Source organism: Neorhizobium sp. CSC1952 (assembly GCF_030378245.1).
GTDB classification, from domain to species: Bacteria; Pseudomonadota; Alphaproteobacteria; order Rhizobiales; family Rhizobiaceae; genus Neorhizobium; species Neorhizobium oryzae_A.
In genome coordinates this window covers 2,752,481-2,777,030 of record NZ_CP128416.1, presented here as the reverse complement: position 1 = coordinate 2,777,030, position 24,550 = coordinate 2,752,481, and the positions used below count along the sequence as shown (strand labels likewise).

The following is a 24,550-nucleotide window of genomic DNA, read 5'->3' as shown; positions in this document are numbered from 1 at the left end:
CGAAAACACCCCCCTCTGGCCTGCCGGCCATCTCCCCCTCAAGGGGGGAGATTGGCTGGACGCCAACTCCTCGCCCCCGGTTACCGATAGAGGAAGCCGCGTCGTCGCTTCTGGAGCGATGGACGCGCCGCGAGTGATCTCCCCCCTTGAGGGGGAGATGGCCGGCAGATCAGAGGGGGGTAGCGCCCACAAACGCTTCTTCGCCGATGGCCGTTTCTACCACCCGGATCGCAAGGCCCGCTTCATCGCCGTGCAGGCACCCGCAACCGGCAGAACCGACGAAAAATACCCGCTGACGCTGAATACCGGCCGCATCCGCGACCATTGGCACACGATGACGCGGACCGGCAAAAGCGCAAGGCTTTCCGGCCATATCGCCGAACCCTTCGCGGAAATCCACCCGCAGGATGCGATGGAGCTTGGCATTCACGGCGCCGGCCTGGTCGAACTGGAAAGCCTCCACGGCAAGGCGGTGGTCCGCGCTCTCGTGACGGAGCGGCAGGTCCGCGGCAGCATTTTCGTACCCATGCACTGGAACGATCAATTCGCCGCTCGGGCGCGCATCGATGCGCTGGTCGCGCCGCTCACCGACCCTCATTCCGGTCAGCCCGCTTCGAAGAATGTCGCGATCGCCGCTCGCCCCTTTTCCGCTGCGTTTTATGGCTTTGCGGTCTCGGCCGCCAAACCCCATGCGCCAAGGGCGGACTACTGGGCATTGGCCAAGGCCGATGGCGGCTGGCGGACCGAACTCGCCTTCCAGGATACCGTCGAGGACTGGGCAACCTGGTGCCGCGAGACCTTCGCCATCCCGGCCGAAATCGAACCGCTCGGCTATGCCGACCGTCAGACCGGGGACCTGCGCCTCGCCTTCTTCGATGGCGAAAAACTGCGCGCGGCGCTCTTCCTCGCCCGAGAGCCGGTCGCTGTCGCCCGCAACTGGGCGATCGGTCAGCTGACCGCCAGGCATTCCGACTTGCGCAAGCGTTTCGCGATCGTCGCCGGCCGCCCGGGCGCCGACCAGCCCGATCCGGGTGCCACCGTCTGCTCCTGCTTCTCGGTCGGCGTCAACCGCATCGTCGCGGCGGTGCGCGGCGGCTGCCACAGCGTCGAAGCCGTCGGCAAGGAAACCAATGCCGGCACCAATTGCGGCTCCTGCCGCGCCGAAATCAGGGGGATCATCGATGGATGCCTTGCAGCAGCAGCGGAATGAAACGCCCGCCCGCATGGCGCCTCTCGCCAAGCTCCCGGTCTTCTGGGCGCTGGAGGGCAAGCGGGTCGTCGTCGCCGGAGGATCGGATGCGGCGGCGTGGAAGGCCGAACTCCTGGCCGCCTGCGGCGCCGAGGTGCATGTCTACGCGGAAGAGCTTTCCGAGACCTTCGGGAGGCTGATTGGGGCAATATCCATGGAAGAAGAGCCCCTCATCCGCCTGCCGGCACCTTCTCCCCGTCAAAACGGGGAGAAGGCCGAACGCGCACTGCCGGTGTCCCCTCTCCCCGTTCACGAGGAGAGGGCTAGGGTGAGGGGCAATTTCCGAACTCCACATAGCCGCTACATCCATCACCCTCACACCTGGCATCCTGGCATCTTCTCCAACGCCGCCCTCGCCGTCGGCGATTGCGCGGAAGACGAGGACGCAGACGCTTTTTTCGATGCGGCGCGTACGGCCGGCGTTCCGGTCAACGTCATCGACAAGCCCGCGTTCTGCCAGTTCCAGTTCGGCTCGATCGTCAACCGCTCGCCGGTCGTCGTCTCGATCTCGACCGATGGTGCGGCGCCGATCCTCGCACAGGCGATCCGCCGCCGCATCGAGACCCTGCTGCCGCAATCCCTGAAGGGCTGGGCGGAACTCGCCCAGGCGCTGCGGGAAAAGGTCAACGCGCGCCTGACGCCCGGGCCGCAACGTCGCGCCTTCTGGGAGCGCTTCGTCGATCGTGCCTTTGCAGGTTCGAATACGCCGGAGGAGGGCGTCGGCGGGGTGCTTCTGAGCGAAGCCGAAAGGCTCTCGCAAGCCCCCTCCACCGGCCGGGTTACCCTCGTCGGCGCAGGTCCGGGCGATGCCGAACTGCTGACGTTGAAGGCCGTACGCGCGCTGCAGGCGGCAGACGTCATCCTGTTCGACGACCTCGTCTCGGACGAGGTGCTGGAGCTTGCCCGGCGCGAAGCCAGGCGCATGCTGGTCGGCAAACGCGGCGGCCGCGTGAGCTGCCGCCAGGAAGACATCAACGAGATGATGGTCAAGTTCGCCAGGGCCGGCAAACGCGTGGTCCGTCTGAAATCCGGCGACCCGATGATTTTCGGCCGCGCCGGCGAGGAGATCGATTGCCTGGAACGCGAAGGCATTGCGGTCGATGTCGTACCGGGCATCACGTCCGCAAGCGCCATGGCATCGCGGCTCGGCGTGTCGCTCACGCATCGCGACCACGCGCAGGGCGTGCGCTTCGTCACCGGCCACTCCCGCAAGGGCATCCTTCCGGATGGTTTCGATTGGAAAGGCCTCGCCGACCCGCGCACCACGACGATCTACTATATGGCCGGCCGCACCGCAGGCGAGATCGCGGCCAAACTCGCGGAAGCCGGGATGACGCCGGATATGCCGGTCGTCATCGTCAGCGCCGTGACCCGGCCGAACGAGCGGCGCTGGGCCGGGCCGCTCGGCGGCATGGCAAAGGCCATGACGGAAATCGGCGTCGACGATCCCGTCCTGATCGGCATCGGCGACGTCTTCCGCAAGGCTCGTCCGGCCGCCGGCGCGGATGTCCTGCCGGCCGATCGGACGGCGTTCGGCGGCTCACGCCTCACAGCCTGAACCGCCGAACAAAGAGCAATCGTCTCTCGGATTACCGCGAAACCGTCACGCCTTCCTTGTCCTTGTAGTAGGAGGCATAGCTGCTGCGCAGCCGCTCCGGGGCACCCGGATCGGCATAGCGGTGCAGTTCCGACATCTCGGTCTTGTTGAGGATGACGCCGACCGTCTTCGAAGCGATCTGCGGTTCCGAGCGCAGCACCGACTGTACGGCCTTGGCGGGCGTCACGCCCCATTCGGTCACGAAGAGGAAGCCGTCGACATAGGGTTCGAAGGCCTTTGCGTCGATCACCGGGATCAGCGGCGCAAGGTCGACGACGATGACGTCGAACGTTTCCTTGATGCTCTCGAGGAACTGGCTCATGCCGGAGGATGCCAGAAGCTCGCTCGTATGGGCGAGATTGCGGCTCCGCATGGTCATCGGCAGGATCGTCAGCCGCGACCTGCGGTCAACGCGCGCCGCGCTGGTCCAGGATGTCTTCTGGAGGATGACTTCCACGAGACCGACGTCCGGCTCGCTGCCGAGCATGCGGCTGAGGCCCGGATTGCGCAGGTCGGCATCGATGACCAGCGTCCGCACGCCGGTCGACGCGAGCAGGCCGGCGAAATTCGCGGCGACCATGGATTTGCCCTCGCCCGGCAGGCAGGAGACGACGCCGATCACCCGGCACTTCCGGTCCTGGAGCATGATATCGCAGGCAAGCTTGGCGTTGCGCAGCGTTTCGGCGAAGTGCGACCGCGGCGCCTCCACTGCGATCCGCATCAGGCGGCGGAACGAGATGGGATTGCCCGGCGGAGCGGGCGCGGCGGCCTCTCCCTCGCCCGCCGGCGGGGGTGCCGGTGGTGCCGGACTTTCTTCCGCAAGGGCCGTATTCACCTTGGGCAGATAGCCGAGGAACCGCTGGCCCAGCTTCTCCTGCACGTCGTCGCCGGTGCGGAAGAACCGCTCGCGGAATTCGAGCAGCGTCGCCGCCGCCCCTCCGATCAGCAGGCCGAGCACGATGGAGAGCGCCATGGTCAGCGTCTTGCGCGGGCTTGACGGGGCGGTCGGAAGGCCGGCATCCGAGATCACCCGCGCCTTGGCGATCGGGAAGGATTGGCGCTGCGTCGCCTCTTCGAAACGGCCGAGATAGGATTCGTAGAGCGTCTTCAGCGCCGCCGCCTTCTGCTCCAGTTCGCGAAGCTGAACCATCGAGACATTGGCCTGCGAGTTGCGGCCCGCAACCCGGTCGATGCTCTCGCGCAGCGATTTCTCGCGCGAGCTCGCCACCTCGAACTCGTTGCGGAAGCTGCCGGTCAACTGCTGCAGCTCGCGATAGATCTGCTGGGAGACATCGTTCTTTTCCGCCTTGAGGGCGACGGCCTGCGGATGGTCCGCGCCGAACTGCTGGACGATCCCCTGCTCCCGGTCGTTGATCGCGATGAAGCGCTTCCGGAGATCCTGTATGACGGTATTGTCCGTATCGCGAGCCGAAACCACGGCATTCTGGACGGCGGCGTCCGGCCCCTTGTCGATGATCGTCTGATACTGCTGGTAGCGCGCCGAAGCGCTCGCGGCATCCGCCTGGGCGACGATCAGCTGACTGTTGAGGTCGGAAAGCTGTTGCGCCGAAAGCAGCTCGCCGCGCGGCGAGACGAGATTGTGCTCGACCTTGTACTGCTCCACGGCGAGCGCCGCCTGCTGGGAGCGGGTATTGAGGTCGTTGAGGCGTTCCTGAAGCCAGAGCGACGCCTTCTCGGACGCGTCGAAATTGGCGTTGAGCTGGTCGGTCAGGTAGGCATCCGCATAGATCCGCGCGACCGATGCCGAAAGCTGCGGATCGAGCGAACGGACCGAAAGCGCGATCACCGAGCTTCGGCCGACGCGTTCGACCGTCAGCGACTGCTGCAGGATGGCGGCTGCCTTCTCCCGCCGGCCGAGCCGCTCGAGCTCTTCCGACGGCGGAGGGCCGCCGGGCGTCAGCATGGTGACGACGCTCTTGATCGCCCCTTTGGCGAGATCGACGGGCGATTGCGGCGGGTTCACCAGCGTCTCGTTCTGGTCGAGCTTGCCCTCGTCCACCACCCGCAGTGCCAAAGCCTTGGATTTCAGGATTTCCACGGCACTCGACATGCGGTTGTCGATCTGCTGCGCGGTCTGGCTGTCCTGCTCGTCTTCTGCATAACGCGAAAGATTGTCGTCGATGAGGATCTGCGTCGCCGCCGTGTACATCGGCTTGGCGGTGAAAAGATAAAGCCCGGCAAGGGCGACGGTCGCGATGAGGCAGATGACGATCACGCCAAGGCGGCGGATCGCCGCCGCCCAGAGCTTGTCCAGGTCGATGAACGTGTCGTTGTCGCGCGTCTCGCTCGGGAATATTGTTCTGGGTCTGAAGTTTACCTGATCCATAGGGCTCGCTTTCCGGAGCTTTGGGTAGCGGATGGCAGGCGCACTGCCATCCGCCTCGGATGATTGTGGTTTTATGCGGCTTGAACCCGCGTCTCGTGGGACATCAGCAGTTCCTTGATGGATACGTGGAGGTCGGCTCCCATATCGCCCCTGAGCAGGGCGAAGGCGACATTGGCTTCGATGAAACCGCGCTTGCTGCCGCAGTCGAAAGTGCGCCCCTTGTAGGGATGCGCATGGAACGGCTGAACCTGAGCAAGCTTGTGCATGCTGTCCGTCAGCTGAATCTCGTTGCCGGCGCCTCGTTCCTGTCGCGCCAGAAGCTCGAAAATTTCCGGCTGCAGAATATAGCGGCCATTTAGGTAATAATTGGACGGCGCTTCGGACGGTTTCGGCTTCTCGACCATCTGCGTAACCTCGAAGCCATGCTTGACGGAATGGCCGACCCCGACGATCCCGTAGCTCGACGTCTCTTCGGGCGAGCACTCCTCCACGGCGAAGACATTGCCGCCCACTTCCTCATAAAGCTCCATCAGGCCCGCCATGCAGCCCTGCGAACCGTAGGAGACCATGTCGGGCAGCAGGAGAGCAAAGGGTTCGTTGCCCACCAGTTCCCTGGCGCACCACACCGCGTGACCGAGCCCCAGCGGCACCTGCTGGCGCGTGTAGCTGACGGTTCCGGCGACCGGCAGCATCTTTTCAAGCTGGGTGACCTGCACGGTCTTTCCGGAGCGCGTCAGGGTCGCGATCAGTTCCGGCGCGCTGTCGAAATAGTCCTCGATCGCGGTCTTGTTGCGGCTGGTCACGAAGATGATGTTCTCGATCCCCGCCTGCATGGCCTCGTCGACGGCATATTGGACGACCGGACGATCGACGATCGTCAGCATCTCCTTCGGCATGGCCTTGGTAGCCGGCAGGAACCGAGTTCCGTTGCCTGCGACGGGAATCACCGCCTTTCGAACTGGTCTATTCATATCCATTCCTTCGTCCTTTCTGGAGGGCGCCCCCGCCCTAACCGATCGGATTTGATCTGACGCCAGCCGTTCCCCAGCAGCCGGCGCATGCGAACAGCGATCGGCATGCGCAAATGCTTGAGCGCGCGCGGATTTTCGATCGCTGTTTTCAGGAAGCCCCTGACGGAGCCTTTCTTGATCTCCTCGACAAGCGTGAGGAATGAAGCCGCCTCGACGATGCTGCGGGTGCGCCGGCGCTGGGCCGCCATGGCCTTCGCATCCAGCGTGTAGCGGGCAAGAAAGGCCCGGTCGGACGCCAGCATCGCATCGAGATGGGATTGTTCCAGGACCCGCGAGATCGAGCCGTGCCTCAGATGATAGACATAGCCGACATCCGGCACGACCGCGCACCGGCCGCCGCAGGCGAGTGCGGAGGCGAGCAGCAGATAATCTTCCCCCACCCTCAGCGTTTCGTCGAAGCTCAGCTCATGGCGGGTGAGAAAGTCGCGCTCGAAGACCGGCTTCATGTAGCCGAAGTTGAAGGTCGACTGGAAAATCACGTTGGAGCCGATGAAATCGGCCAGCGTCATGACCGGTCGCCGCCTGAGCTCCTCCCTGGAGAACATGGTGGTCGGCTCCCCGAGATCGAGCGGAACGACATCGATATTGTCGACCACGATCTGCGCCTCCGCCGCCTCGGCTCTTTCGAGCATCGCGAGAAGCCTCTCCGGATGGATCGTGTCGTCGGAATCGAGAACGGCGATCCAGCGGCCTATCGCCACGTCGAAACCGATATTGCGGGCGGCGGCCGGCCCGCCGTTCTTCTCCCGGGTAACCAATCTCACCCGTTCGTCGCGGTAGGCGCGCACCAGTTCCCGGGTGCCGTCGGTCGAGCAGTCGTCGACGACGATCACCTCCATGGTCACGCCGATCTGGGCGAGCGCACTCGCGATGGCGCGCTCGATCGTGTCCTCGGCGTTGTAGGCGGCGATGACGAAGCTGACGTCGGGTTGATGGACGAGCACGGTCATGTGGCTTCTGCTACCCCATATTGCCGGATCTCGCGCATGCCGAGCGTGCCCGACACGGCGCCCGCATGCAGCGCCGCGCGCAGGGCGTAGCGGTTGCGGGTGACCGGAGAGAAAAAGGTCGCGGCTATCATCGCCACACAGAAGGCGAATTTCAGGCCGGCCAGACCGGTCTGGCGAATCCGGCTCAAACCGGAATGCTTGGAAGCAAGGATGCGGCCATGCGTCTGGCCCGAACGGAAGCGCCGTTTGGCAAGCCAGGAAAAGCTCGCCCGCTTCTCCGGCACCTTTTCCTCGACCATTGCGTCGCGGGCGAACTCGATACGGCCGCCGGCATCGGTAAGCTCGGTGAAGAAATGCGTGTCCTCGCCGCCGCTCTGGCCGAGCGGCAGCGCAAACCGCCGTCCCGCGACGGCGGGCGAACGCATGTGCAGGAGCACATTGCAGGTATAGCCGGTCCTGATCCGCCCATCGACCCAGACCGGCATGGTGGAATGGAAGTCGCCCTTGCGCATCCAGGAAGCGCTCTCCGATCCATAGACCGCGCGGACGGGACCGAGAACCGCATCGGCTCCGGTGCGCTTCGCCTGGGCCAGGAGTTCGGACAGCCACTGAGGCTCGGCCGTTTCGTCGTCGTCGATGAAGGCGAGATAGTCGGCATCGCATTCGGCAAGGCATGCATTGCGGGCAATCGAGATGTTCGATTTCGGGCAATGGACATAATGGATTTCGAAAGGCGAGCGCTCGCGCAGGCTCTCCACCAGATCGCGGGCGCTCGGGCCGGCATCGTTATCGGCGACGATCAGGCGCAGTTCCGCATCCGCTGGGACGGTCAGGGCGAACAGGGACCTGAGCGTCGCCTGCAGTTCGGGCCGCCGGTAGGTGCAGATGCCGATATCGATGCGGATCGGCTTTCCCTCTTCCACCATCAGACGGTCCTCCGCGGGCGGATGCCGATCAGCTCCAGCCAGAAGCCCGCCGACCAGGCAAAGTGCATGATCATCGCCGACAGCGAAGCGAGCGGCCCGTAGGGGTTCTTCTGCCCGACGGCCAGCCAGAAGCCGTAGCCGATGCAGGCGGCGGCCCAGATGAGGATCGGCACGGCCGCCCACCAGTACAGCAAGGCGAGCAGCGCGCCGAGAACGACCGGGGCGACCGCAAGCGGAATGGCCTGGCGCAGTTTCGGGATCGAGCGATGCTTGATGAGGTTTTTCGCCCTTCCGCGGCCATAGGCCAAATATTGCCGGAAGAGCGCTGAAGCGCTCGCCCGCGGATAATAGGTCATGTAGGTCTTGCCGGTCATCCAGATGCGGAAACCGGCTCTCCGCAGCCGGAAATCCAGCTCCGCATCCTCGTTGTGGCTGAAGCCCTCGTCATATCCGCCCACGGCGCGGTACGCCTCGATGCGCATCAGCGCATGGTGGCCGTGATCCACCCATTCGCCGCCGCCGCCGGCGCGATGCTTGGAACCGCCATTGCCGAGCTTGGAGTTCTGTGCCACGGCGGTGGCTTTTTGAAACAGGCCGAAGCCCACCGTTTCCATGCCGACCACGACGGAATCAGCCCCCGTCTCCAGCGCTTCCCGCAAAAGTGCCCGGCAATAGTCGTCGGGATAATCGCCATGCGCGTCGATGCGGATCAGATAATCCCGTCCCTCGCCGAACCGATCCACCGCCAGGTTGATGGCGGCGCTCTGGATGCGCTTCGGGTTATCGAGAAGGACGAGGCGCGGAATGTCTGCCGTGAGCCGCTCCACGATATCACGCGTGCCGTCCTGGCTTCCGCCGTCCGCCACGACGATCAGCATGTCGAGTTCGCCGCGCTGCGCGTTCAGCTTATGCAGCAGCGGCTCGATCGTCGCCGCCTCGTTGAGGCACGGGATCACCAGGAGCGTCCGGATGTCGGAAAACTCGGCATCGGAGCAAGAACGCGGAACCATACCCCACCTCACGATTGCACGGTTGAGATCGCCGGCACGTCCGCCGGCGACGAGATGTTCAAATCCAGAGCGGCGAGCCTTGCGACAAGGGCGCGGCAGTCCGCAGGACCGGTAACCCACTGGCTCCGCTCGACAGCGGCAAGCCGGGAGGCGAGTTCGGAGTAGCGCGCGTCGGTCATGCCCTCGAACAGGGCCTGAAGCGTCTGAGGCGTCGCGCGGTCGAGCGTCATGCCGATGCCGCGCCTCTCGACGAACCGTCCGGTCTCCGTCGCCGAAAGCGCGATCGGCACCGCGCCGTAGAGTCCGCCTTCGTAAAGCCGGTTCGGCAGCAGCCAGCTCGAATTGAGGCCTTCCTCGAAGAAATCGATCGCCCAGGTGAAGTGCACGTCGTGATAGATCGCGGCGAGATCCTCCGGATTGCGGTAGGCGCCGTGAAATTCCACATGCGGAGCGGCATTCACCTTGTCGTCGAAGTCGTCGAACTCGCTGTAAGCGGGGCGGCCGCGCAGAACGATCTCGACCTTGCCCTCCATCCGCGACGCGAAATCGATGAGGATGTCGAGCGACTTGCGGCAGCGGATCGCGCCGAACCAGCCGATCCGCCAGGGCTTTCCGGCTTCCGGCAGACGCGGCGCGCGCGGTTCGGAAACAGGCTCAGGCTTGAGCGCGAGCACCTTGTTTTCCAGGAGCAGGATCGGAAGATCGAGCCCGGAGCGCGGCTTGAAGAAGTTCTCCACGAAAGCGGGCGAGCTGGTGATCAGCAGGCTCGCACGGCTGCCGAAATGGCGCTGCGCCTGCCGCATCAGACGGCCCTTGATGCCTTCGTCGAGGAGAAGTCGGTGAATGTCGAGGCATTCGTAGACGACGGGAATGTCCTGCCCGAAAAGCGAGGCGGCATGGCCTGCAAGCGCCAAAGTCTCCAGGTTGCGGGCGATGATGACGTCCGGCCTGACGATCCCCGCGAGCCCGCGCTTCAGCGTCATCCGGGCGGAGATGACCGCGGCGATGCGTTGGGCGAAACGGCCGTCCGCCGTCCGCCCCAGCACGATGGTCTGCACGTCCTGCTCGCCGGCCAGGACGCTTGCGCCGCGCTTGAAACCCGCGACCGTGACGTCGGCGCCGCCCGCCTTCAATGTCAATACCCGCCGCCGGATCGCCGCATCGGCGAGATCGTGGGCGAGATAAAGAACGTTCAAAGTCAAATCGTCCAACTCCTTTTTCGAGCCTTCCGGCTCTCGAAATCATTGTCGGGCAACGAGCCGCCGGGGTTGAGGGACTCAGTCGAGCGTGCAGAGCACGGATTCGGGAAAGCGGCAGTCTTCGCCGATCGCCGTGAAGGCGACGCGGTCGATCGTCATGGATGTCGGCTGGCTGTAGGAGAATGCCCCCATCCAGTTCTTCAGCGTATCCGTGCCCCAAAGGCTCAGGAATATCTTCTGGGCGTTCGACGGTATCTTCGCCTTGTCCGTTACTTCGTGAACGAGCTTGCCGTTGACGAAGTAGCGGATACGATTCTCTTCCCAGATGAAGGCGTAGTCGTTGAAACCCTGGTCCGCGCCGCCGGCGACAGGCACGAGCTTCTCGTTTCCGCCCTTCCCGCCGATATACTGGTTGACCTGCACTTCGCCGGCATTCTTGCCGAGAACCTCGAAATCGATCTCGTCATGCGGCTTCTTGTCGGTCGGACCGATATAGGTGAAGAACGCCGAGTTGAGCCCCGAGCCGGTTGCGGCCTTCATCCGCACCTCGTAGGTGCCGTAGCCGAACCGTGCTTTGGTCTGGATCTCGCCGCAGGCGTAATCGCGGTCCTTGGTCTTGCCTTCGGTAAATTCGAGCCGCAGAGCGCCGTTTTCGACGCGCGCCTGGTTCTTCGACCAGGTGCAGTTCTGATGCTTGCCGTTGTTCCAGCCGTCGGAGACATACCAGAAGGAACGGTCGAGGCTGTCGAAATTCTCGACGAAGGATTTGCCGGTCGCGTCCGGTTGAGCCTGCGCCGCTGGCGCAAGAAGCCCCAGCGCAACGGCTGCGGTGATGACCTGCCAGGTCCGCTTGGTCTGTCTGGCCGTCAGCGTCATGTTCACCTCCGCTGTTGTGTCATGGTCGGCTCCGCCGGACCGGGACGTCCGGCGGAGGAATAGGATTTCGCTGCGGCCGAGAGCTTGGCCTTCCGCCCGCGGCTGCCCGTCAGAACCTCGTAGAACCCCCGCAACGTGCGGGAGACGAAGAGGTTGGTGGCGGGAAGAATGATGAAGCTCGCGCCGATCGCGATCGCGTAGAAGAGCGGGTACGCGGCATCGCCCGCCGCGCGGTTCCACACCATCCACATCAATACGAGCAGCGGATAGTGAGCGCAGAAGATCCAGAAGCTCAGGCTGCCGGTGGAGGCCAGGCGCTGGCCGATCGAGGAGCGGATGGCGAATGCCGACATCAGCCAGAACCCTCCCGCGCCGACGATCGAGAGCGTGTTGCGCGCCAGATCGAGCACCCACGGAAAATCCGGACCTGTGCGGTAAAGACCGATGGAAAGCCCCGCGGCGGCGGCGAGAATTGCCGCCGTTCCCGCAACCGAGAACCTGTCGAGCGCCTTCAGGTCCAGCCTGTTGAGGGCCAGAAAGATACCGAAGGTGAAGCTGAAGAGGATCGACTTCTTGAGAACGATGCCGAGCGTCACCTCCGGCAGGATGGCCACAACGAACAGGACGCCGAGCGTCGGTGCGGGATAACGGCGCACCAGAATGGCGAGCACCGGCGAAAGGAGGATGCAGACGACCAGGTCGCGCAGGAAATAGAGCGGGATATTGATCGGCAGCCCTTCCGTCGCAAGCGCGTAACTCAGGAATTCCCGTATGGACGCGTTCCAGAGGTCGGGAAAATAACCGACGCCGATACCGACCCGCTGGAGAACGAGGACGGCGGCCAGCAGGGCGCCGTTCCACAGGAGGAAGGGGATGAGAACCGTTCTGGCCTTGGAACGCAGCGTCTTCCCGTAATTGAATGCATCCCGGCCGCGCTGGAACAACAGATAACCCGAAATGGCGCTGAGGCAGGGCACGCCGATACGGAACAGGCTGTCCCCCAGGAACACCCGCAGCCAATCGAAGAAGCCGTTCTGCCCCAGGAAGGGGCTGGTCTGGGGATCGTGCGGCACATGCACGAAGACAATGCCGGAGATCAAAAGAATGCGCATCAAATTGATACGGGAGGATATGTTCTGATCAACAGTCAAACGAGTCACCCCTTTTGGGCAGTGCCTCCCGTCACCGCCGTTTCAATCAGAGCAGACTTGGGCCCGCAATCCGCAAAAGGATCATTCCGAGTTTGGCGGAAAATGTGGCGACGCAGCAAAAAAGCAAGCGGGCGACAGTATTGCCGGCATCCCGCCCTCCGCATGCGGCCCCCCTCACGACGGCCACACGCCATTATGATTTCCAAGGAGTTCGACGTGATTCTTGCCGCAGAATATTGCGTTGCAGCACACGAAAAAAATTTTGTTCGTCACCAGCCGAAAAGCCGATCGCCGCTTACCGCTTTACCGCTTGCGGCGTCGCCCGGACTCAAATGTGGCGAGATTTGGGCAAATCTGCGACACAATCAGGCGGAGGAAGCGCCGGTCGCTCCTCCCATTCCCCGGCGGCGCACGAGCTCGATAATCTTCCTCAGGAGCAGACGCTCCGTCATCAGGAAGAGCAGTCCGTAGAGGACCGCCCCCACGGCGCCTCCCGCCAGCACTTCCAGGTAGGGATTGGTTAACCGGTCCGCGAACACATGCAGGAAGGCCCGCACTCCGAGCGCCATCGCAAAGGCGGTGATCATCGAGCGGCAGCTGGTCATCAGGCCCTGCAGGAACGGAATGTCGTCGACCCGGAAGACCGCCCAGGAATAGCCGATCAGGGTGACGGCATTGACGACGCAGAGCGCGATCATCGCGTCCACCAGGTCGCCGTAATAAGCGGCGATGGCGATGGCCGCCGTCGTGCCGACCGCCCTCAGCACCGCCGACCAGAAGAGGACCCGGCCGTGGCCCGTGCCCTTGAGATAGGGAATGAAGGTGCTGCAGGGGGTCACGATCGCCTTCGAGAGCGCCAGCAGCCCGAGGACCGGCCAGGCATAGGCCCATTGAGGCCCGAACAGCACCAGCATCGCCGGTTCCGCGATCGCCCAGAGACCGAACATTGCCGGAGCGAGGACGACCGTCATCACCTGCGTGCTCAGCATCAATGCGTCGGAGCGCCGCTTGCGGTCGTCCCCCATCAGGCTGAAGGCGGGAAAGAGCACACCCATGACCGCCGACAGGACCACCTGGTTCGGAATGCTGGCAAAACGGTTCGCGGCCGAATAGGCGCCGGCGTCGGCGAGCCCCAGCATCCGCGCGATCACCACCATCGGCGATTGGAAAGTCACGAAATTCGCGATCTCCGACCCCATCAGGCCGGTGGTGAAGGAGAGCAGCGGGACGATCTTGCGCGGCCTCATCACCAGGCGCGGCATATAACCCGCCACGGCATAGAGCCCGACCAGCCGGATCAGCGCGGCGGAGAAAAGCTGAAAGACGAGCGCCCAGACGCCGAAGCCGAAAAAGGCCATCCCGACCGCGATGAGCGCGGCGGCCGATTCGGAAATGGTGCTGAGCACCGCATCCTTGCTGAAATTCATCTGCCGCGCGAGCAACGAATAGGCGACGTCCCCGGCAAGCTGAAGCGGGATGAGCAGCGCCATGATCCGCAACAGATCGGAACTTCCCGGCGCGCCCATCAGCGCCGCAAGATCGTTCGCGCCGAAGAAAAGCACGAGCGCCATGAGACAGGCCATGGCGAGATTGGCCCAGAAAACCGTGTGGACGGTATCCATGTCGCCCTCCCTGTCGACCACCAGCGCGGAGGTCAGACCGGCCCCGCCGATCATCGCCAGAAACTGCACCACGGTGAGCGCCACGGCGACCGATCCGAAGTCTTCCGGCGTCAACAGTCTTGCCAGAATGGGCACCGTGACAAATTTCAGCCCGAATGTGGCGGTCTTTGATAGCACGCTCCAACCGACATTCGTCGTGATCGTCTTCACGCCTTGGGTTGGGGCCATATGTAGAATCCCATTGCTGGAGGTCGGGGGGATACGGCAACGAATTGCCGCTGAAAATATCGGTGGCTTTCAACTCTTTGAAAAAAGCAGGGGCAAAAACATGGCGACGTTCACGGTTGTGATCCCATTTTTCCAGAAGGAAGCCGGCATATTGCGCCGCGCATTGAAATCCATCTTCGATCAAAGCTACCAGGACTTCGATATAGTCGTCGTCGACGACGAGTCACCCCTTCCAGCCGACATCGAGCTCCAAGACATTGACGAGACTTGGAAATCCCGCATCCGGGTGATCCGCCAGCAGAACGGGGGACCGGGCGCTGCGCGCAATACCGGGCTCGACAACGTGCCGGCCGCCACCCGCTTCGTCGCACTTCTCGACTCCGACGACGTCTGGCTGCCGGACCATCTGAAGAACGCCCATGACAGCATGACCCGGTTCGATGCCGAATGCTACTGGGCCTCCATGCAGGCGAGCGACGAGTTCTACTATCATTTCGGCATGGCCGAACTCGAACAGGCGGAGGGCGGCACGCGTCTCTCCGAGGACCCGCTCGTCATCGAGATGCCGGAACTGGCGAGCGTGATGCTGAAGAACTGGAGCTTCCTGCATCTCTCCTGCATGGTGATCGCGCGGCCGGTTTTCGAAACCATCCGCTTCGAGCCCTCGCTGCGGCTGGCGGCGGAAGACGTGCTGTTCTTCTGCGACTGCATCCTCAAATCGAAGCGGACCCTGCTCTGCGACGAGGCGGGTGCCGCCCGCGGCATGGGCCTCAACATCTTCCACAGCATCGACAACCGCTCTCCGCAGTTCCTGCGCCAGCAGTTCAACACCTGGGTGGCGCTCGACACGCTGGAGCAGCGGTTCCGCTCCCGGCCGAGCGACGTGGCGTCGATCGCCTCCTACAAGAACACGGCACGGCGGCAGGCGCTCTGGAGCCAGGCAGGACGGATGAAGCGGCGGCAGGCGCCGGATTTCGGCCTGCTCGCCCGCTGGGTTATGCGCGATCCCGGCCTGATCCGCGCCGCATTCGAACTCGGGGCCGGAAAGCTCGGCCGCAGCGCGCGCTGAAACCTCTTCCGCCCCATTCAATCAACATCCCACGGAGGCCCGCATGAAAGCGTACTACTGGGAATCGCATCACGGCAATTTCGGCGACGATCTCAACCTCTGGCTCTGGGACGCGCTGCTGCCCGGCTTCCGGGACGTCCATCCCGAAATCCTGCTCGTGGGGGTCGGCACCGTCCTCAACCCCGTCCTTCTCCCCGCCGGACAGAAGAAGCTCGTCATCGGCAGCGGTTACGGCTACGGCACGCCGCCGGATGTCGGAGACTCCTCGGAATGGGACGTGCGGGCGGTCCGCGGGCCGCTGACGGCCGCGAAACTCGGCCTTTCGTCCGACAAGGCGATCACCGACCCGGCCGCGCTGATCGCCGACATGCCGGAATTTCGAGATCTCCCGAAAATCCACAGGAAAACCTTCATCCCCCACTGGGAGTCGGCCGAATTCGGCATGTGGGACGCGGTCTGCGAACCGGTCGGCCTCACCTATCTCGACCCTCGCGGTGAAGCCAAATCCGTCATCCGCCACATCGCCCAGTCGGAGATGGTGGTCGCCGAATCCATGCACGGAGCAATCCTTGCGGATGCCTTCCGCGTGCCGTGGATCGCCGTCAGCACGTCCCGTTCGATCAACAATTTCAAATGGAACGACTGGGCGGGCTCGGTTGGCGCCACCTACCAGCCCCATTACGTGCCGGTCTCCACCCGCGCCGAGGCGGTCGCCAAGCGCTCGCGCTTCTGGGGCGTGCGCTTCGACGGCCAGCAATCCGCCGGTGAAGCGGCACCGGATGCCGGGACCCATGGCTCGGAGGTCATCACCCGCAAGCCTCCGTCACAGACCGGACTGCGCGGCATGGCCAAGCAGTTCCTCGCATCCCCTTCCATCCTGGCGCTCTGGCAGGCGAGCCGCGCCGCGCCACGGCTGAGCCCGGACAGCGTTCTGGAAGAACGGAAGCAGAAGTTCCGCGCTGTTCTGGACGAGATCCGCCGCGATTATTTCTGAACGGCGGGGATGCCGGGCAGCAGATAGCGCATGCGCATCGGCTCGGCCGGCGCCTTGGACGACCTGGCGCGCAGAAGGTCGAGCTTGTCGAGGAAGATGCCGGTCGCGACGGCGGGCAGGACCTGCGGACGGGCGAGCAGGCGGCGGATCGCCGCAAGCTTCCCGGACTGCGATTTGACGTCGAGGAAGGCGCGCAGCTCGTAGCGGTCGCGGATATGATCGCGATGCCGCGCTATCACGGCCCGCGCCTCTCGGCTGAGCGCCGGATCGGCAAGGATCGCCTCGTCCGCCTCGTAGAACTTGCGCAGGTCCTCGGTGCGGTGCCGGCCGCTCAGCGAATCCTGCCGCACCACGGCGCCATAGCCGCAATGCTCGATCACCTTGTAGCGGGCGCCCTTCGCCAGCGCCCGGACGTAGAAATCGTAATCCTCGCCGAGCCGCATCTCCTCCTTGTAGCGTAACCCGTGCGCTTCCAGGAAATTCCGCCGGATCACCGGCTTCAGGAAACCCGTCTCGCCACGCTTCACGCCGCGTTTCGAGATATTGCCTTCGACGAATTCCGTCAGCGACATGGTCTTCGCCCGCGCCTCGAACCGCTCGGGATGAGGGATTTCGCTCGGCTCGTAGATGAAGGCGATGTTGTCGGCGATGAGGTCCCAGCCCTCTTCCGCCAGCATGGGCGCGAAGCGGCCGGGGAAGAAGAAGTCGTCGGCATCGAGGATAGCGATCAGCGGCGCGCTGGATATGGCGATCGCATGGTTGCGGGCGGCGGAAGGACCGCGATTCTTCTCGAACGAGACCACCGTCAGCCGGCCCGATCCGTCGTCCGTCTCCCGCGCTACCGCGGCAGTCCCGTCCGTCGAACCGTCGTCGACGACCACGACTTCGCTGACATGCGCCTCGTTCAGCGCCGATTGGATCGCGACGCCGATTGTATCTGCAGCGTTCTTGGCCGCAATGATGACGCAGATCGTCTGGTGAGCGGTGTCAGCCATAGTCCTCTTCATCCTTCATCCATCAGGTTGAGGGGCAAGTTAGAGAACTATGGGCTGAGGAAAATGGCCCTGGTGTGAAATTCGCAGAAAAACCTGTAAGGGACGTTCACGTGTCGCCGGCGGGCAGGTTGGGCGCGGTATCGGCACGAAGACCGTCACGCCGGCTTTCCTTGGAACTCTTGGCGGACGTCATGTCTGCGGGCAGTCTCTCGTCGCGGAGTTTCTTTTCGCGGCGCACCAGATAAAGAACGCCGACGAAATAACCGGCCTGCAGAAGCACGGCACAGATGAGCGTCTGTATAAACGCCGTATAGAACGAGCCGCTCATAAAATACGCAGACACCGCAAACACGATCAGAACCCCTGTCATGCTGACAAAGACACGCGGTGCGTACATGATCCTTCCTCCCGAGGGATGATTTATTAATTCGTCGGTCTTTCTGCTCCTCTCCCCATCGGACAACCATATGAGCCTGCAGGAGAGGATTCAAGTTTCCCTATCTCAATTATGCCAGGCCACTAGTGAAACTTTCGTAAGGTTCCCGAGGTTCCCCGCAATACTGCGGGCTCATAGCGCTCTTTATTCCTGTACCACAAGCCCTTGCGCCTCCTTTTTGCCATATTTCTGCCCGCATTCGCCGTGTTTGGAACAACCGCCCCACTGCCAGCCGGAAGCCGGCCCGTTCCCCGATCAACTTTTATTACAAAGGTCTCACGAAAGCGCCGGCGGTTTTTGCGGCGCAGCATTGTATTGCGATGCAACAGAGCTGGGCCTTTGGTCCTAGCTGCAAGATACTTTGGTCCCACCGCCAAAGATCGGGAGGCGAATATAGCTGGCCAGACGGAAAGAACGAACGGCAGAAATAGAATCGCGCGGCCTATGAGTATTGACTACAAGGCAAATTTTACACTCGAGATTTAGTATTTATAAACATACGGACCTGCCCTGCCGAAGCTTATCTTGATCGCTTCCGCTGCTGGCACCCCATGGCGGCGGCCCACCGGAGGCGAGCACACAGAAAATTTGACTGGCATCAAATTCCGAACACAGACTTATTATCCCATGCCTCGGAATGACGCGCCGTAATGGCACCGACTATCGCAAAACCTAAATGGAGTTCACTCTATGAAGTCAGCGACACGCTCGGCAGGTTCGCCGTTTTCAACATCCGACCAAGCCGGCATGACTCTCCCGACCGGCGGCTTGGCGAAGCGTACCTTCGATATCACCGCCGCCGCCCTCGCCCTGATTCTCTTCAGCCCGATTTTCCTGATGATCGCGGCGCTGGTGAAATTTACCGACAATGGCCCCGTCTTCTACGGACATCGCCGGATCGGCCATAACGGCCGCACCTTCAAATGCCTCAAGTTCCGCACGATGGCCGTCAACGGCGAAGAGATCCTGCGGGACTATCTCAGGGCCAATCCGCAGGCTGCGGAAGAATGGCGGGCTACCCGCAAGCTCAAGGTCGACCCCCGTGTGACGGTCGTCGGCACCGTGCTGCGCAAGCTCAGCCTCGACGAACTCCCGCAACTCATCAACATCCTCCGGGGCGAGATGAGCGTGGTGGGACCTCGGCCCGTCGTGGATGAGGAGCTGCACCTCTACGACAGCTTTGCCGCCTACTACCTGCGGACGCGTCCGGGCCTGACCGGTCTCTGGCAGATCAGCGGCCGCAACGATGTCTCCTATGAAAGCCGCATCGCCTTCGATACCCACTACGTCCAGAACTGGTCGCTTGTCGGCGACTTCGCAATCATCGTGAAAACGATCCCCGCCGTTTGCCTGGCACGCGGCAGCTACTGATCGTTTTATCTTCTCATGCCATTGAAATCCGAAGTCTGTCGCAATGACGGATTCGGCAAAATGATGAGCCCGAGCGTGGAGCAATTCCACGCTGTTTGAAGGAAAAATCCATGCAGATACGAACCGCCTCCGCAAGGAGTTTGCGTGTTTTGTGCTTTCTGGCAGGCGCGATCCTCGTCGCGCTGACCGGGAATGCCGCCGCAGAGGAGACCGGCTATCGCCTCGGCGTCATGGACAAGCTGCGCATCCGGGTGGCCGAGTGGCAGCCGGCCGAGGGCACGGTGCGCAATTGGGATGCGGTGAGCGGCGATTATACCGTCGGACCGACGGGCTCGCTTTCACTGCCCTTCATCGGCGACCTGCCGGCGGCCGGCAAGACCACGGCCGAAGTGGCGAAAGCCATCGGCGAGGAGCTGCGCAGCCAGTTTGCGCTGCGCAACCTGCCCTCCGCCTCCGTCGAGATCGCCCAGTTCCGTCCCGTCTTCGTGGCCGGCGATGTGCACACGCCCGGCGAATACCCCTATGCGCCCAACCTCACCGTTCTGAAGGCCGTAAGCCTTGCCGGCGGACTTCGCCGGTCCGATGCGGGGCAGCGTTTCGCCCGTGATTTCATCAACGCCCGCGGCGACGCCTCCGTCTACGATTCCGAACGCGGACGGCTCATCGCCCGCCGCTCACGGCTGCTTGCTGAAGTCGCCGGCGCCACCGAACTGAAAGTGCCGCCGGAGCTCCAGGACGTCCCGAACGCCGACCAGCTCATCGCCAGCGAAGCCTCGCTCATGAAATCGCGGCGGGATCGCTACGAGCTTCAGTTGAAGGCGCTGACGGATTTGAGAAGCCTTCTCGAAAGCGAGGTCCAGTCGCTCGCCCAGAAGTCCGAGACCCAGAAGCGTCAGCTTCAGCTCGTCAGCGAAGACCGCGAGAAGATGGCGCGATTGACGGAACAGGGCCTGGCGACCTCCAGCCGGCGCCTGACCGCCGAGGAACGGGCAGCCGACCTCGAATCGAACATGCTGGATACGGATACGGCGGCACTTCGTGCCAAGCAGGATATCAACAAGGCCAATCAGGACGAGATCAACCTGCGCAACGACTGGGAAGCCCAACGCGCCCAGGAATTGCAGGATACGGAAGCCGAACTGGAAAAGCTCGGACTGCAGCTCGGCACCAGCCGCGAATTGATGTCGGAAGCGCTGGCGCAGTCGGCCGAAGCCCTGAAATTCGATCCCTCCGGCAAGAACGCCACCATCAAGTATGTCGTGGTGCGCGACGAAGGCCAGGGACCGAAGGAGGTCACGGTGGACGAAAACGCCCGGCTTCTGCCCGGCGATGTCATCAAGGTCACTTCCGAGCTCCTGATGCAGTGAGGACCGCATGAGGATCGCCAAATCTGCGCTGATCGATCCGGCCCGCAACGAGATGTACGGCGTGGCCGCGGTCGCGCTGTCCTTCTTCGTCTTTGCCTATTCGAGCCGGTTCGGGCAGGTTTCCGTCCTCGCCTATTACGGCCTCTGGTTTCTGCTGGTGCTGGTCGATTATCGCCGCGTCCTTGGCAACTCCTTCAGGTACCTGTGGGTTTTCGCCTTCGCGCTGTTCTGCTTCGTGTCGGCCTTCTGGTCTCCGGCCTTCGCCATATCGCTGCGCACGGCGATCCAGTACCTGACGCATATCGTCTGCGCCCTGATCGCCATGCGCACGATCAGCGTGCTGACGCTGTCGCGCGGCGCCGTCGTCGGCTGCGCCATCGTGCTGATGTACTCCATGCTGTTCGGCACCTATCTCTACGATTCCATCGACGGCACCTACAGCTTCGTCGGCGCCTTCTCCTCCAAGAACCAGCTTGGCCTTTACGCCTCGCTCGGCGTCTTCTTCTCCTACGCGGTCGTGATGGTCTTTCGGGCACGCGGCCTCTGGCTCATCGGTTCCGGACTGATCGGCCTGCTTTCGGCCTATTCGCTGCTGGCGTCGCAATCGGCGACGTCCGTCATCACGACGCTCGGCGTGGTCGCTCTTTGCCTCGGCATGCAGGCCATGATGTCGCTTACGCCGAAGACCCGGCGGATATTCTTCGCCGCAGCCCTGGTCCTGGTGGCGATCGCGGCTGTCGGCGCACTGCAGTTCGGCGCCATGGACGCCATCCTTGCGATCTTCGGCAAGGATTCGACGCTGACCGGCAGGACCTATCTCTGGCAGCAGGGCATCGCCGCGGCCGGCGAAAATCCATATTTCGGAACGGGGTATCAGGGATACTGGGTGCCCGGCTTTACCGAAGCGGAACGGTTGTGGCAGGAATTCTTCATTGCCGGCCGAAGCGGCTTCCATTTCCACAACACCTATATCGAGACCATGGTGGAGACCGGCGTGGTCGGCACGGTTCTCCTCACCCTCATTCTGCTGGCGACCCTCTTTGGCCATCTGAGACGCCTGCTCACCGTCGGCAAGAATCCGGAAGCGCTTCTCCTCGTCGGCATAGCCGGCCTGCTGCTGATCCGTTCCTTCGTCGAGATCGACATCATGCATCCCTATCACGTCGGCTCGTTCCTGCTCTATTTCGCCGCCGGCAAGCTGGCGCTAGCACAGTCCCATCGCGTCCGGCGGACCTATTTCGATCAATTCGTTTCCAGCCCCAGCGGCGTGCACGCGGGCTGAATGCCACCGATCCCGCGTATCGGATCATCCCGGTCGCGCTGAAGGACATCAGAAGATGCAGACGCTCTACTCCATCCAGTATCTGCGGGCATTCGCGGCAATGGCCGTCGTGATCTTTCACGCCGGCGAGCGCAGCGGTCTGCACTTCACGATCGGCGCCGCCGGCGTCGATATCTTCTTCGTGGTCAGCGGCTTCATCATGATGGTCATCGGCGACAGCCGGCCGGTCAGCCCCGCGGGCTTCTTCCGCAACCGCCTCCTGCGCATCGTGCCGGCCTATTGGGCCGCGACGGCAGCCATGGTCCTCGGCGCGGCCGTCGGCCTCTTTCCGAACCTGAAACTCAGCCTGGACCACACGCTCGCATCGTTCTTCTTCTTGCCCGTCGCCTCTCCGAGCAGCGGAAAGCTATGGCCGGTCCTCGTGCAGGGATGGACGCTGAACTACGAGATCTTCTTCTACGCCGTGTTCGCGCTGATCCTGTTCCTGAAACCCGCCTCCCGGCTTCCGGCCCTGGCCGTCCTCTTCGGCCTGCTCGTCGCCGCCGGAGCGTTGCTGCAGCCGGAAAACCCGGTCGTCGATTTCTACACGGCGCCCGCGATCCTCGAATTCGTCGCCGGGGCCGCACTTGCGAAACTGTGGCGCCACCGGCGCCTGCCGTCTCCCTTGCTCGGCCTTCTGCTCATGGGGGCGTCGATAGCAGGCTTTGCCGCGATCCATTTCCTGAAGCTCGAATTCGACGCCTGGTCATGCGGGCCGCTGGCGGTGATGCTCGTGCTGGGAGCGCTTGCCGTCGAAGCCGGCGGCAAGCTGCCGGACCTTCCGGCGGTCGCCTATCTCGGCGACAGTTCCTATTCCATCTATCTCTGGCACACCTTTGCCGTTTCCGTCGTCGTGCAGGTCGGCGCCCTGCTTTCGCTCTCCGCCCCGGCGACCCTTCTCGCGGCCGTCGTTCTCGGCACGATAGCGGGCGTCGCCGGTTACGAATGCCTGGAACGGCCCGTGCAATTCCTTCTCAAGGGAAAGAGGTCCGCCCTCTGGCGTCTGCCGATCCGCCGGCCGGCAAGATGATCAGTTCATTCGGCTCGGGCCCTTGAAGCCGCGGTAACGATCGTCTTCAGATGCTCGGCCAGCCGGAGGGCCAGCGCCACGGCCGGCAGCGTCGGATTTGCATGCCCTCCGGTCGGAAACAGGCTGCTGCCCGCGAGATAGAGGTTGGCGATGCCATGCACGCGGCAATCGGCGTCTGCGACGCCATCGGCCGGCGTCTTCGCCATTCTGCTGAGACCGATCTGATGATAGCCGTCGAAAGCCTGGTCGAGCACCGCCTGGCGCCGTGTGGGCGCGTCATGCAGATATTCGAGCCGGCCGACCCCGTTCCGGCGCAGCCACAGGTCAAGGATCTCATGGGATTTGAGGACGGAATCCAGGTCCTGATCGACCACCCGGTAATCGACGGCAAGGACGCTGCGCTTGCCCGATTTCCCGTGGGGCTGAAGGATGACCCGGCTCTCCGGATTGGGCACCTGTTCGGCATGGTAGCGCAGGAGATAGCGCCCCTTCGGATTGATCAGCGTGCGCCAGCGGCTGACGCGGCGCTGCAGGAGATTGCGCACCGAACCGACCAGATCCAGCACCGCTCGGCGGTCCGAGCGGATATTCCGCCAATGCTCCCGAAGATCGATATTGCCCGATCCTTTCGCCGTCGGCGCCAGGCCATGCGAGAGACGGCGGTAGAGACCGAGCGTCTTGAGGAAGAGATAGGCGAGCGACAGCGCACCCGAGCCGTGCACGGGATCGGCGATCGAGATCGCATCTATCCAGAAGACGCAGTTGAGAAGCTTTTCCTCGGTCTGGACCGCCGGAACGATCTGCAGGCGGCGGCGGAAAATGGAGCCCTTGTCGTCGAGCTGGAACGCAAATTGTTTCGCCGCGCCGGGATTGTCGAATTGCAGCACCGCGACATAGCCGGTGAGGTGTCCCTGATAGAAACGTCCCAGAGGACCGTCGGTACCGCCGCATGCTTCCGGGCGGTCCTGCTGCAGCGAGAGCAGCAGACGGGCATTTTCCAGCCCTCCTCCGGCAAGGACGAACGTCTTGGCGGCGATCTCGATTTCCCCGCCCTCGTGCCGGGCCACGAGACCTTCGACCCGCTTGCCGGAAGGATCGAGAACGATACCGGTGGCCGTCGCGTTCAGCAGGCGGATGCTCCGTGAAGCCTGCAGACGCTTGCTGTACACCGGCCCGAGATCGGGAGAGCTGCTCCACCGTTCGAGGGCATCGGTGGCGATCATGCCGTCGGAAACGCCGACGTCCCCGAGGGCCGGCTTCCCCGGATTGCAGTTGAGGAACGTCAGCGCTTCCGGATAATGACGTCGAAGCGCCTCGTGAGGGATCGGCCAGCCGGAAAAAGGCACGTGGCTGCGCATGTCGAAATCGAGATCGTCGAGGGCGACGCAGCGGCCGCCCCAAAGCGCCGAGGCGCCGCCGATGCCGGGACGGGAGATTGCCGGCGACAAGGCATGGCGGCCGTTCGTGAATTCGATGCCGCCGGCACCGGCGTCGTTGTCGGGTCCGCCCGCTCCCATTTCCAGGAGCGCGACCGTAAGCCCCAGCGCCTCCAGTTTGAAAGCCAGCGCCAGACCGACAGGCCCCGCGCCGACAATACAGACATCTGTTTCGGCCGATTTCGTATTCCGATCCGCTGGTATCATGAATGCCTTTTAGCATGCGCCCCGTTGGTCGGCAGATAGCGCGAGCCCGCGGAAATGGAACCATCTCCTTTCGATCGAAGCCCATGACGGATTCGGGTTTTCGCCGCCGAAAACTACGTCTTACGACGGATATTCCGA

The 24,550-nt window shown here is 63.3% G+C and carries 19 protein-coding genes and 1 pseudogene; 8 read left to right on the top strand and 12 right to left on the bottom strand.

The window, feature by feature from the left end:
- Positions 1-193: 193 nt before the first annotated feature.
- Positions 194-1,210, top strand: a pseudogene (locus tag QTA58_RS23970) (molybdopterin dinucleotide binding domain-containing protein); the annotation flags it as partial.
- Positions 1,182-2,807, top strand: a complete 1,626-nt coding sequence (cysG, locus tag QTA58_RS13520; RefSeq protein ID WP_289669237.1) for a siroheme synthase CysG — start codon at positions 1,182-1,184, stop codon at positions 2,805-2,807. The pseudogene QTA58_RS23970 and the gene cysG, both read left to right, overlap by 29 nt.
- A 31-nt stretch (positions 2,808-2,838) precedes the next feature.
- Here the strand turns inward: cysG and QTA58_RS13515 are convergent, their stop codons facing one another.
- From QTA58_RS13515 to QTA58_RS13475, 9 genes are all read right to left on the bottom strand, one after another.
- Positions 2,839-5,193, bottom strand: a complete 2,355-nt coding sequence (locus tag QTA58_RS13515) for a polysaccharide biosynthesis tyrosine autokinase (protein ID WP_085420489.1) — start codon at positions 5,191-5,193, stop codon at positions 2,839-2,841.
- Positions 5,194-5,264: 71 nt separating this feature from the next.
- Positions 5,265-6,170: a UTP--glucose-1-phosphate uridylyltransferase gene (locus QTA58_RS13510; RefSeq protein WP_289669236.1), complete on the bottom strand. Its 906-nt coding sequence runs from the start codon at positions 6,168-6,170 to the stop codon at positions 5,265-5,267.
- A complete protein-coding gene (locus tag QTA58_RS13505) occupies positions 6,161-7,174 on the bottom strand; it encodes a glycosyltransferase family 2 protein (RefSeq protein WP_289669235.1) in 1,014 nt (337 codons plus the stop codon). Before QTA58_RS13505 ends, QTA58_RS13510 begins: the two co-directional genes overlap by 10 nt.
- Positions 7,171-8,100: a glycosyltransferase family 2 protein gene (locus QTA58_RS13500; RefSeq protein ID WP_289669234.1), complete on the bottom strand. Its 930-nt coding sequence runs from the start codon at positions 8,098-8,100 to the stop codon at positions 7,171-7,173. The genes QTA58_RS13505 and QTA58_RS13500 overlap by 4 nt, the downstream gene beginning before the upstream one ends.
- On the bottom strand, positions 8,100-9,110 hold the full coding sequence (locus QTA58_RS13495; protein ID WP_289669233.1) for a glycosyltransferase family 2 protein: 1,011 nt from the start codon (positions 9,108-9,110) through the stop codon (positions 8,100-8,102). The genes QTA58_RS13500 and QTA58_RS13495 overlap by 1 nt, the downstream gene beginning before the upstream one ends.
- Before the next feature lie 8 nt (positions 9,111-9,118).
- Complete coding sequence (locus QTA58_RS13490; RefSeq protein ID WP_289669232.1) at positions 9,119-10,312, bottom strand: glycosyltransferase; 1,194 nt, start codon at positions 10,310-10,312, stop codon at positions 9,119-9,121.
- Positions 10,313-10,387: 75 nt separating this feature from the next.
- Complete coding sequence (locus QTA58_RS13485) at positions 10,388-11,185, bottom strand: glycoside hydrolase family 16 protein (protein ID WP_289669231.1); 798 nt, start codon at positions 11,183-11,185, stop codon at positions 10,388-10,390.
- A 2-nt stretch (positions 11,186-11,187) separates the two neighbouring features.
- Positions 11,188-12,297 carry an acyltransferase gene (locus QTA58_RS13480; protein ID WP_289669230.1) on the bottom strand — a complete coding sequence of 370 codons (1,110 nt, stop codon included), beginning with the start codon at positions 12,295-12,297 and terminating at the stop codon, positions 11,188-11,190.
- A gap of 404 nt (positions 12,298-12,701) precedes the next feature.
- Positions 12,702-14,186, bottom strand: a complete 1,485-nt coding sequence (locus tag QTA58_RS13475) for a lipopolysaccharide biosynthesis protein (protein ID WP_289669229.1) — start codon at positions 14,184-14,186, stop codon at positions 12,702-12,704.
- A 100-nt stretch (positions 14,187-14,286) separates the two neighbouring features.
- Here QTA58_RS13475 and QTA58_RS13470 point away from each other — a divergent pair, with 100 nt between their 5' ends.
- Together QTA58_RS13470 and QTA58_RS13465 are read left to right on the top strand one after the other, a co-directional pair.
- On the top strand, positions 14,287-15,255 hold the full coding sequence (locus QTA58_RS13470; RefSeq protein WP_289669228.1) for a glycosyltransferase family 2 protein: 969 nt from the start codon (positions 14,287-14,289) through the stop codon (positions 15,253-15,255).
- Between the two features lie 43 nt (positions 15,256-15,298).
- On the top strand, positions 15,299-16,249 hold the full coding sequence (locus QTA58_RS13465) for a polysaccharide pyruvyl transferase family protein (protein ID WP_289669227.1): 951 nt from the start codon (positions 15,299-15,301) through the stop codon (positions 16,247-16,249).
- Here the strand turns inward: QTA58_RS13465 and QTA58_RS13460 are convergent.
- Both QTA58_RS13460 and QTA58_RS13455 read right to left on the bottom strand, forming a co-directional pair.
- Positions 16,240-17,244, bottom strand: a complete 1,005-nt coding sequence (locus tag QTA58_RS13460; protein ID WP_289669226.1) for a glycosyltransferase family 2 protein — start codon at positions 17,242-17,244, stop codon at positions 16,240-16,242. The genes QTA58_RS13465 and QTA58_RS13460 overlap by 10 nt on opposite strands.
- Positions 17,245-17,350: 106 nt before the next feature.
- Positions 17,351-17,641: an exopolysaccharide production repressor protein gene (locus tag QTA58_RS13455; RefSeq protein ID WP_085420499.1), complete on the bottom strand. Its 291-nt coding sequence runs from the start codon at positions 17,639-17,641 to the stop codon at positions 17,351-17,353.
- A gap of 729 nt (positions 17,642-18,370) precedes the next feature.
- On the opposite strand from QTA58_RS13455, the gene QTA58_RS13450 reads away from it, so the two are divergent.
- The 4 genes from QTA58_RS13450 (at position 18,371) to QTA58_RS13435 (ending at position 22,769) form a co-directional block, all read left to right on the top strand.
- On the top strand, positions 18,371-19,051 hold the full coding sequence (locus QTA58_RS13450) for a sugar transferase (protein WP_085420500.1): 681 nt from the start codon (positions 18,371-18,373) through the stop codon (positions 19,049-19,051).
- A 110-nt stretch (positions 19,052-19,161) separates the two neighbouring features.
- Positions 19,162-20,418 carry a polysaccharide biosynthesis/export family protein gene (locus tag QTA58_RS13445; protein ID WP_085420501.1) on the top strand — a complete coding sequence of 419 codons (1,257 nt, stop codon included), beginning with the start codon at positions 19,162-19,164 and terminating at the stop codon, positions 20,416-20,418.
- Between the two features lie 7 nt (positions 20,419-20,425).
- The gene (locus tag QTA58_RS13440) at positions 20,426-21,700 is read left to right on the top strand and encodes an O-antigen ligase (protein WP_289669225.1); all 1,275 of its coding nucleotides are present in this window, start codon (positions 20,426-20,428) and stop codon (positions 21,698-21,700) included.
- A 55-nt stretch (positions 21,701-21,755) separates the two neighbouring features.
- Positions 21,756-22,769, top strand: coding sequence for an acyltransferase (locus QTA58_RS13435; protein WP_289669224.1), 1,014 nt, complete (start codon positions 21,756-21,758; stop codon positions 22,767-22,769).
- Between the two features lie 5 nt (positions 22,770-22,774).
- Here the strand turns inward: QTA58_RS13435 and QTA58_RS13430 are convergent, their stop codons facing one another.
- Positions 22,775-24,412 carry a GMC oxidoreductase gene (locus tag QTA58_RS13430; RefSeq protein WP_289669223.1) on the bottom strand — a complete coding sequence of 546 codons (1,638 nt, stop codon included), beginning with the start codon at positions 24,410-24,412 and terminating at the stop codon, positions 22,775-22,777.
- Between the last annotated feature and the right edge of the window lie 138 nt (positions 24,413-24,550).

Excerpts from the sequence above, each read along its gene's own strand:
- cysG (WP_289669237.1), top strand. The coding sequence starts at position 1,182 with ATGGATGCCTTGCAGCAGCAGCGGAATGAAACGCCCGCCCGCATGGCG.
- QTA58_RS13515 (WP_085420489.1), bottom strand. The coding sequence starts at position 5,193 with ATGGATCAGGTAAACTTCAGACCCAGAACAATATTCCCGAGCGAGACG.
- QTA58_RS13510 (WP_289669236.1), bottom strand. The coding sequence starts at position 6,170 with ATGGATATGAATAGACCAGTTCGAAAGGCGGTGATTCCCGTCGCAGGC.
- QTA58_RS13505 (WP_289669235.1), bottom strand. The coding sequence starts at position 7,174 with ATGACCGTGCTCGTCCATCAACCCGACGTCAGCTTCGTCATCGCCGCC.
- QTA58_RS13500 (WP_289669234.1), bottom strand. The coding sequence starts at position 8,100 with ATGGTGGAAGAGGGAAAGCCGATCCGCATCGATATCGGCATCTGCACC.
- QTA58_RS13495 (WP_289669233.1), bottom strand. The coding sequence starts at position 9,110 with ATGGTTCCGCGTTCTTGCTCCGATGCCGAGTTTTCCGACATCCGGACG.
- QTA58_RS13485 (WP_289669231.1), bottom strand. The coding sequence starts at position 11,185 with ATGACGCTGACGGCCAGACAGACCAAGCGGACCTGGCAGGTCATCACC.
- QTA58_RS13480 (WP_289669230.1), bottom strand. The coding sequence starts at position 12,297 with ATGCGCATTCTTTTGATCTCCGGCATTGTCTTCGTGCATGTGCCGCAC.
- QTA58_RS13475 (WP_289669229.1), bottom strand. The coding sequence starts at position 14,186 with ATGGCCCCAACCCAAGGCGTGAAGACGATCACGACGAATGTCGGTTGG.
- QTA58_RS13470 (WP_289669228.1), top strand. The coding sequence starts at position 14,287 with ATGGCGACGTTCACGGTTGTGATCCCATTTTTCCAGAAGGAAGCCGGC.
- QTA58_RS13465 (WP_289669227.1), top strand. The coding sequence starts at position 15,299 with ATGAAAGCGTACTACTGGGAATCGCATCACGGCAATTTCGGCGACGAT.
- QTA58_RS13460 (WP_289669226.1), bottom strand. The coding sequence starts at position 17,244 with ATGGCTGACACCGCTCACCAGACGATCTGCGTCATCATTGCGGCCAAG.
- QTA58_RS13455 (WP_085420499.1), bottom strand. The coding sequence starts at position 17,641 with ATGTACGCACCGCGTGTCTTTGTCAGCATGACAGGGGTTCTGATCGTG.
- QTA58_RS13450 (WP_085420500.1), top strand. The coding sequence starts at position 18,371 with ATGAAGTCAGCGACACGCTCGGCAGGTTCGCCGTTTTCAACATCCGAC.
- QTA58_RS13445 (WP_085420501.1), top strand. The coding sequence starts at position 19,162 with ATGCAGATACGAACCGCCTCCGCAAGGAGTTTGCGTGTTTTGTGCTTT.
- QTA58_RS13440 (WP_289669225.1), top strand. The coding sequence starts at position 20,426 with ATGAGGATCGCCAAATCTGCGCTGATCGATCCGGCCCGCAACGAGATG.
- QTA58_RS13435 (WP_289669224.1), top strand. The coding sequence starts at position 21,756 with ATGCAGACGCTCTACTCCATCCAGTATCTGCGGGCATTCGCGGCAATG.
- QTA58_RS13430 (WP_289669223.1), bottom strand. The coding sequence starts at position 24,412 with ATGATACCAGCGGATCGGAATACGAAATCGGCCGAAACAGATGTCTGT.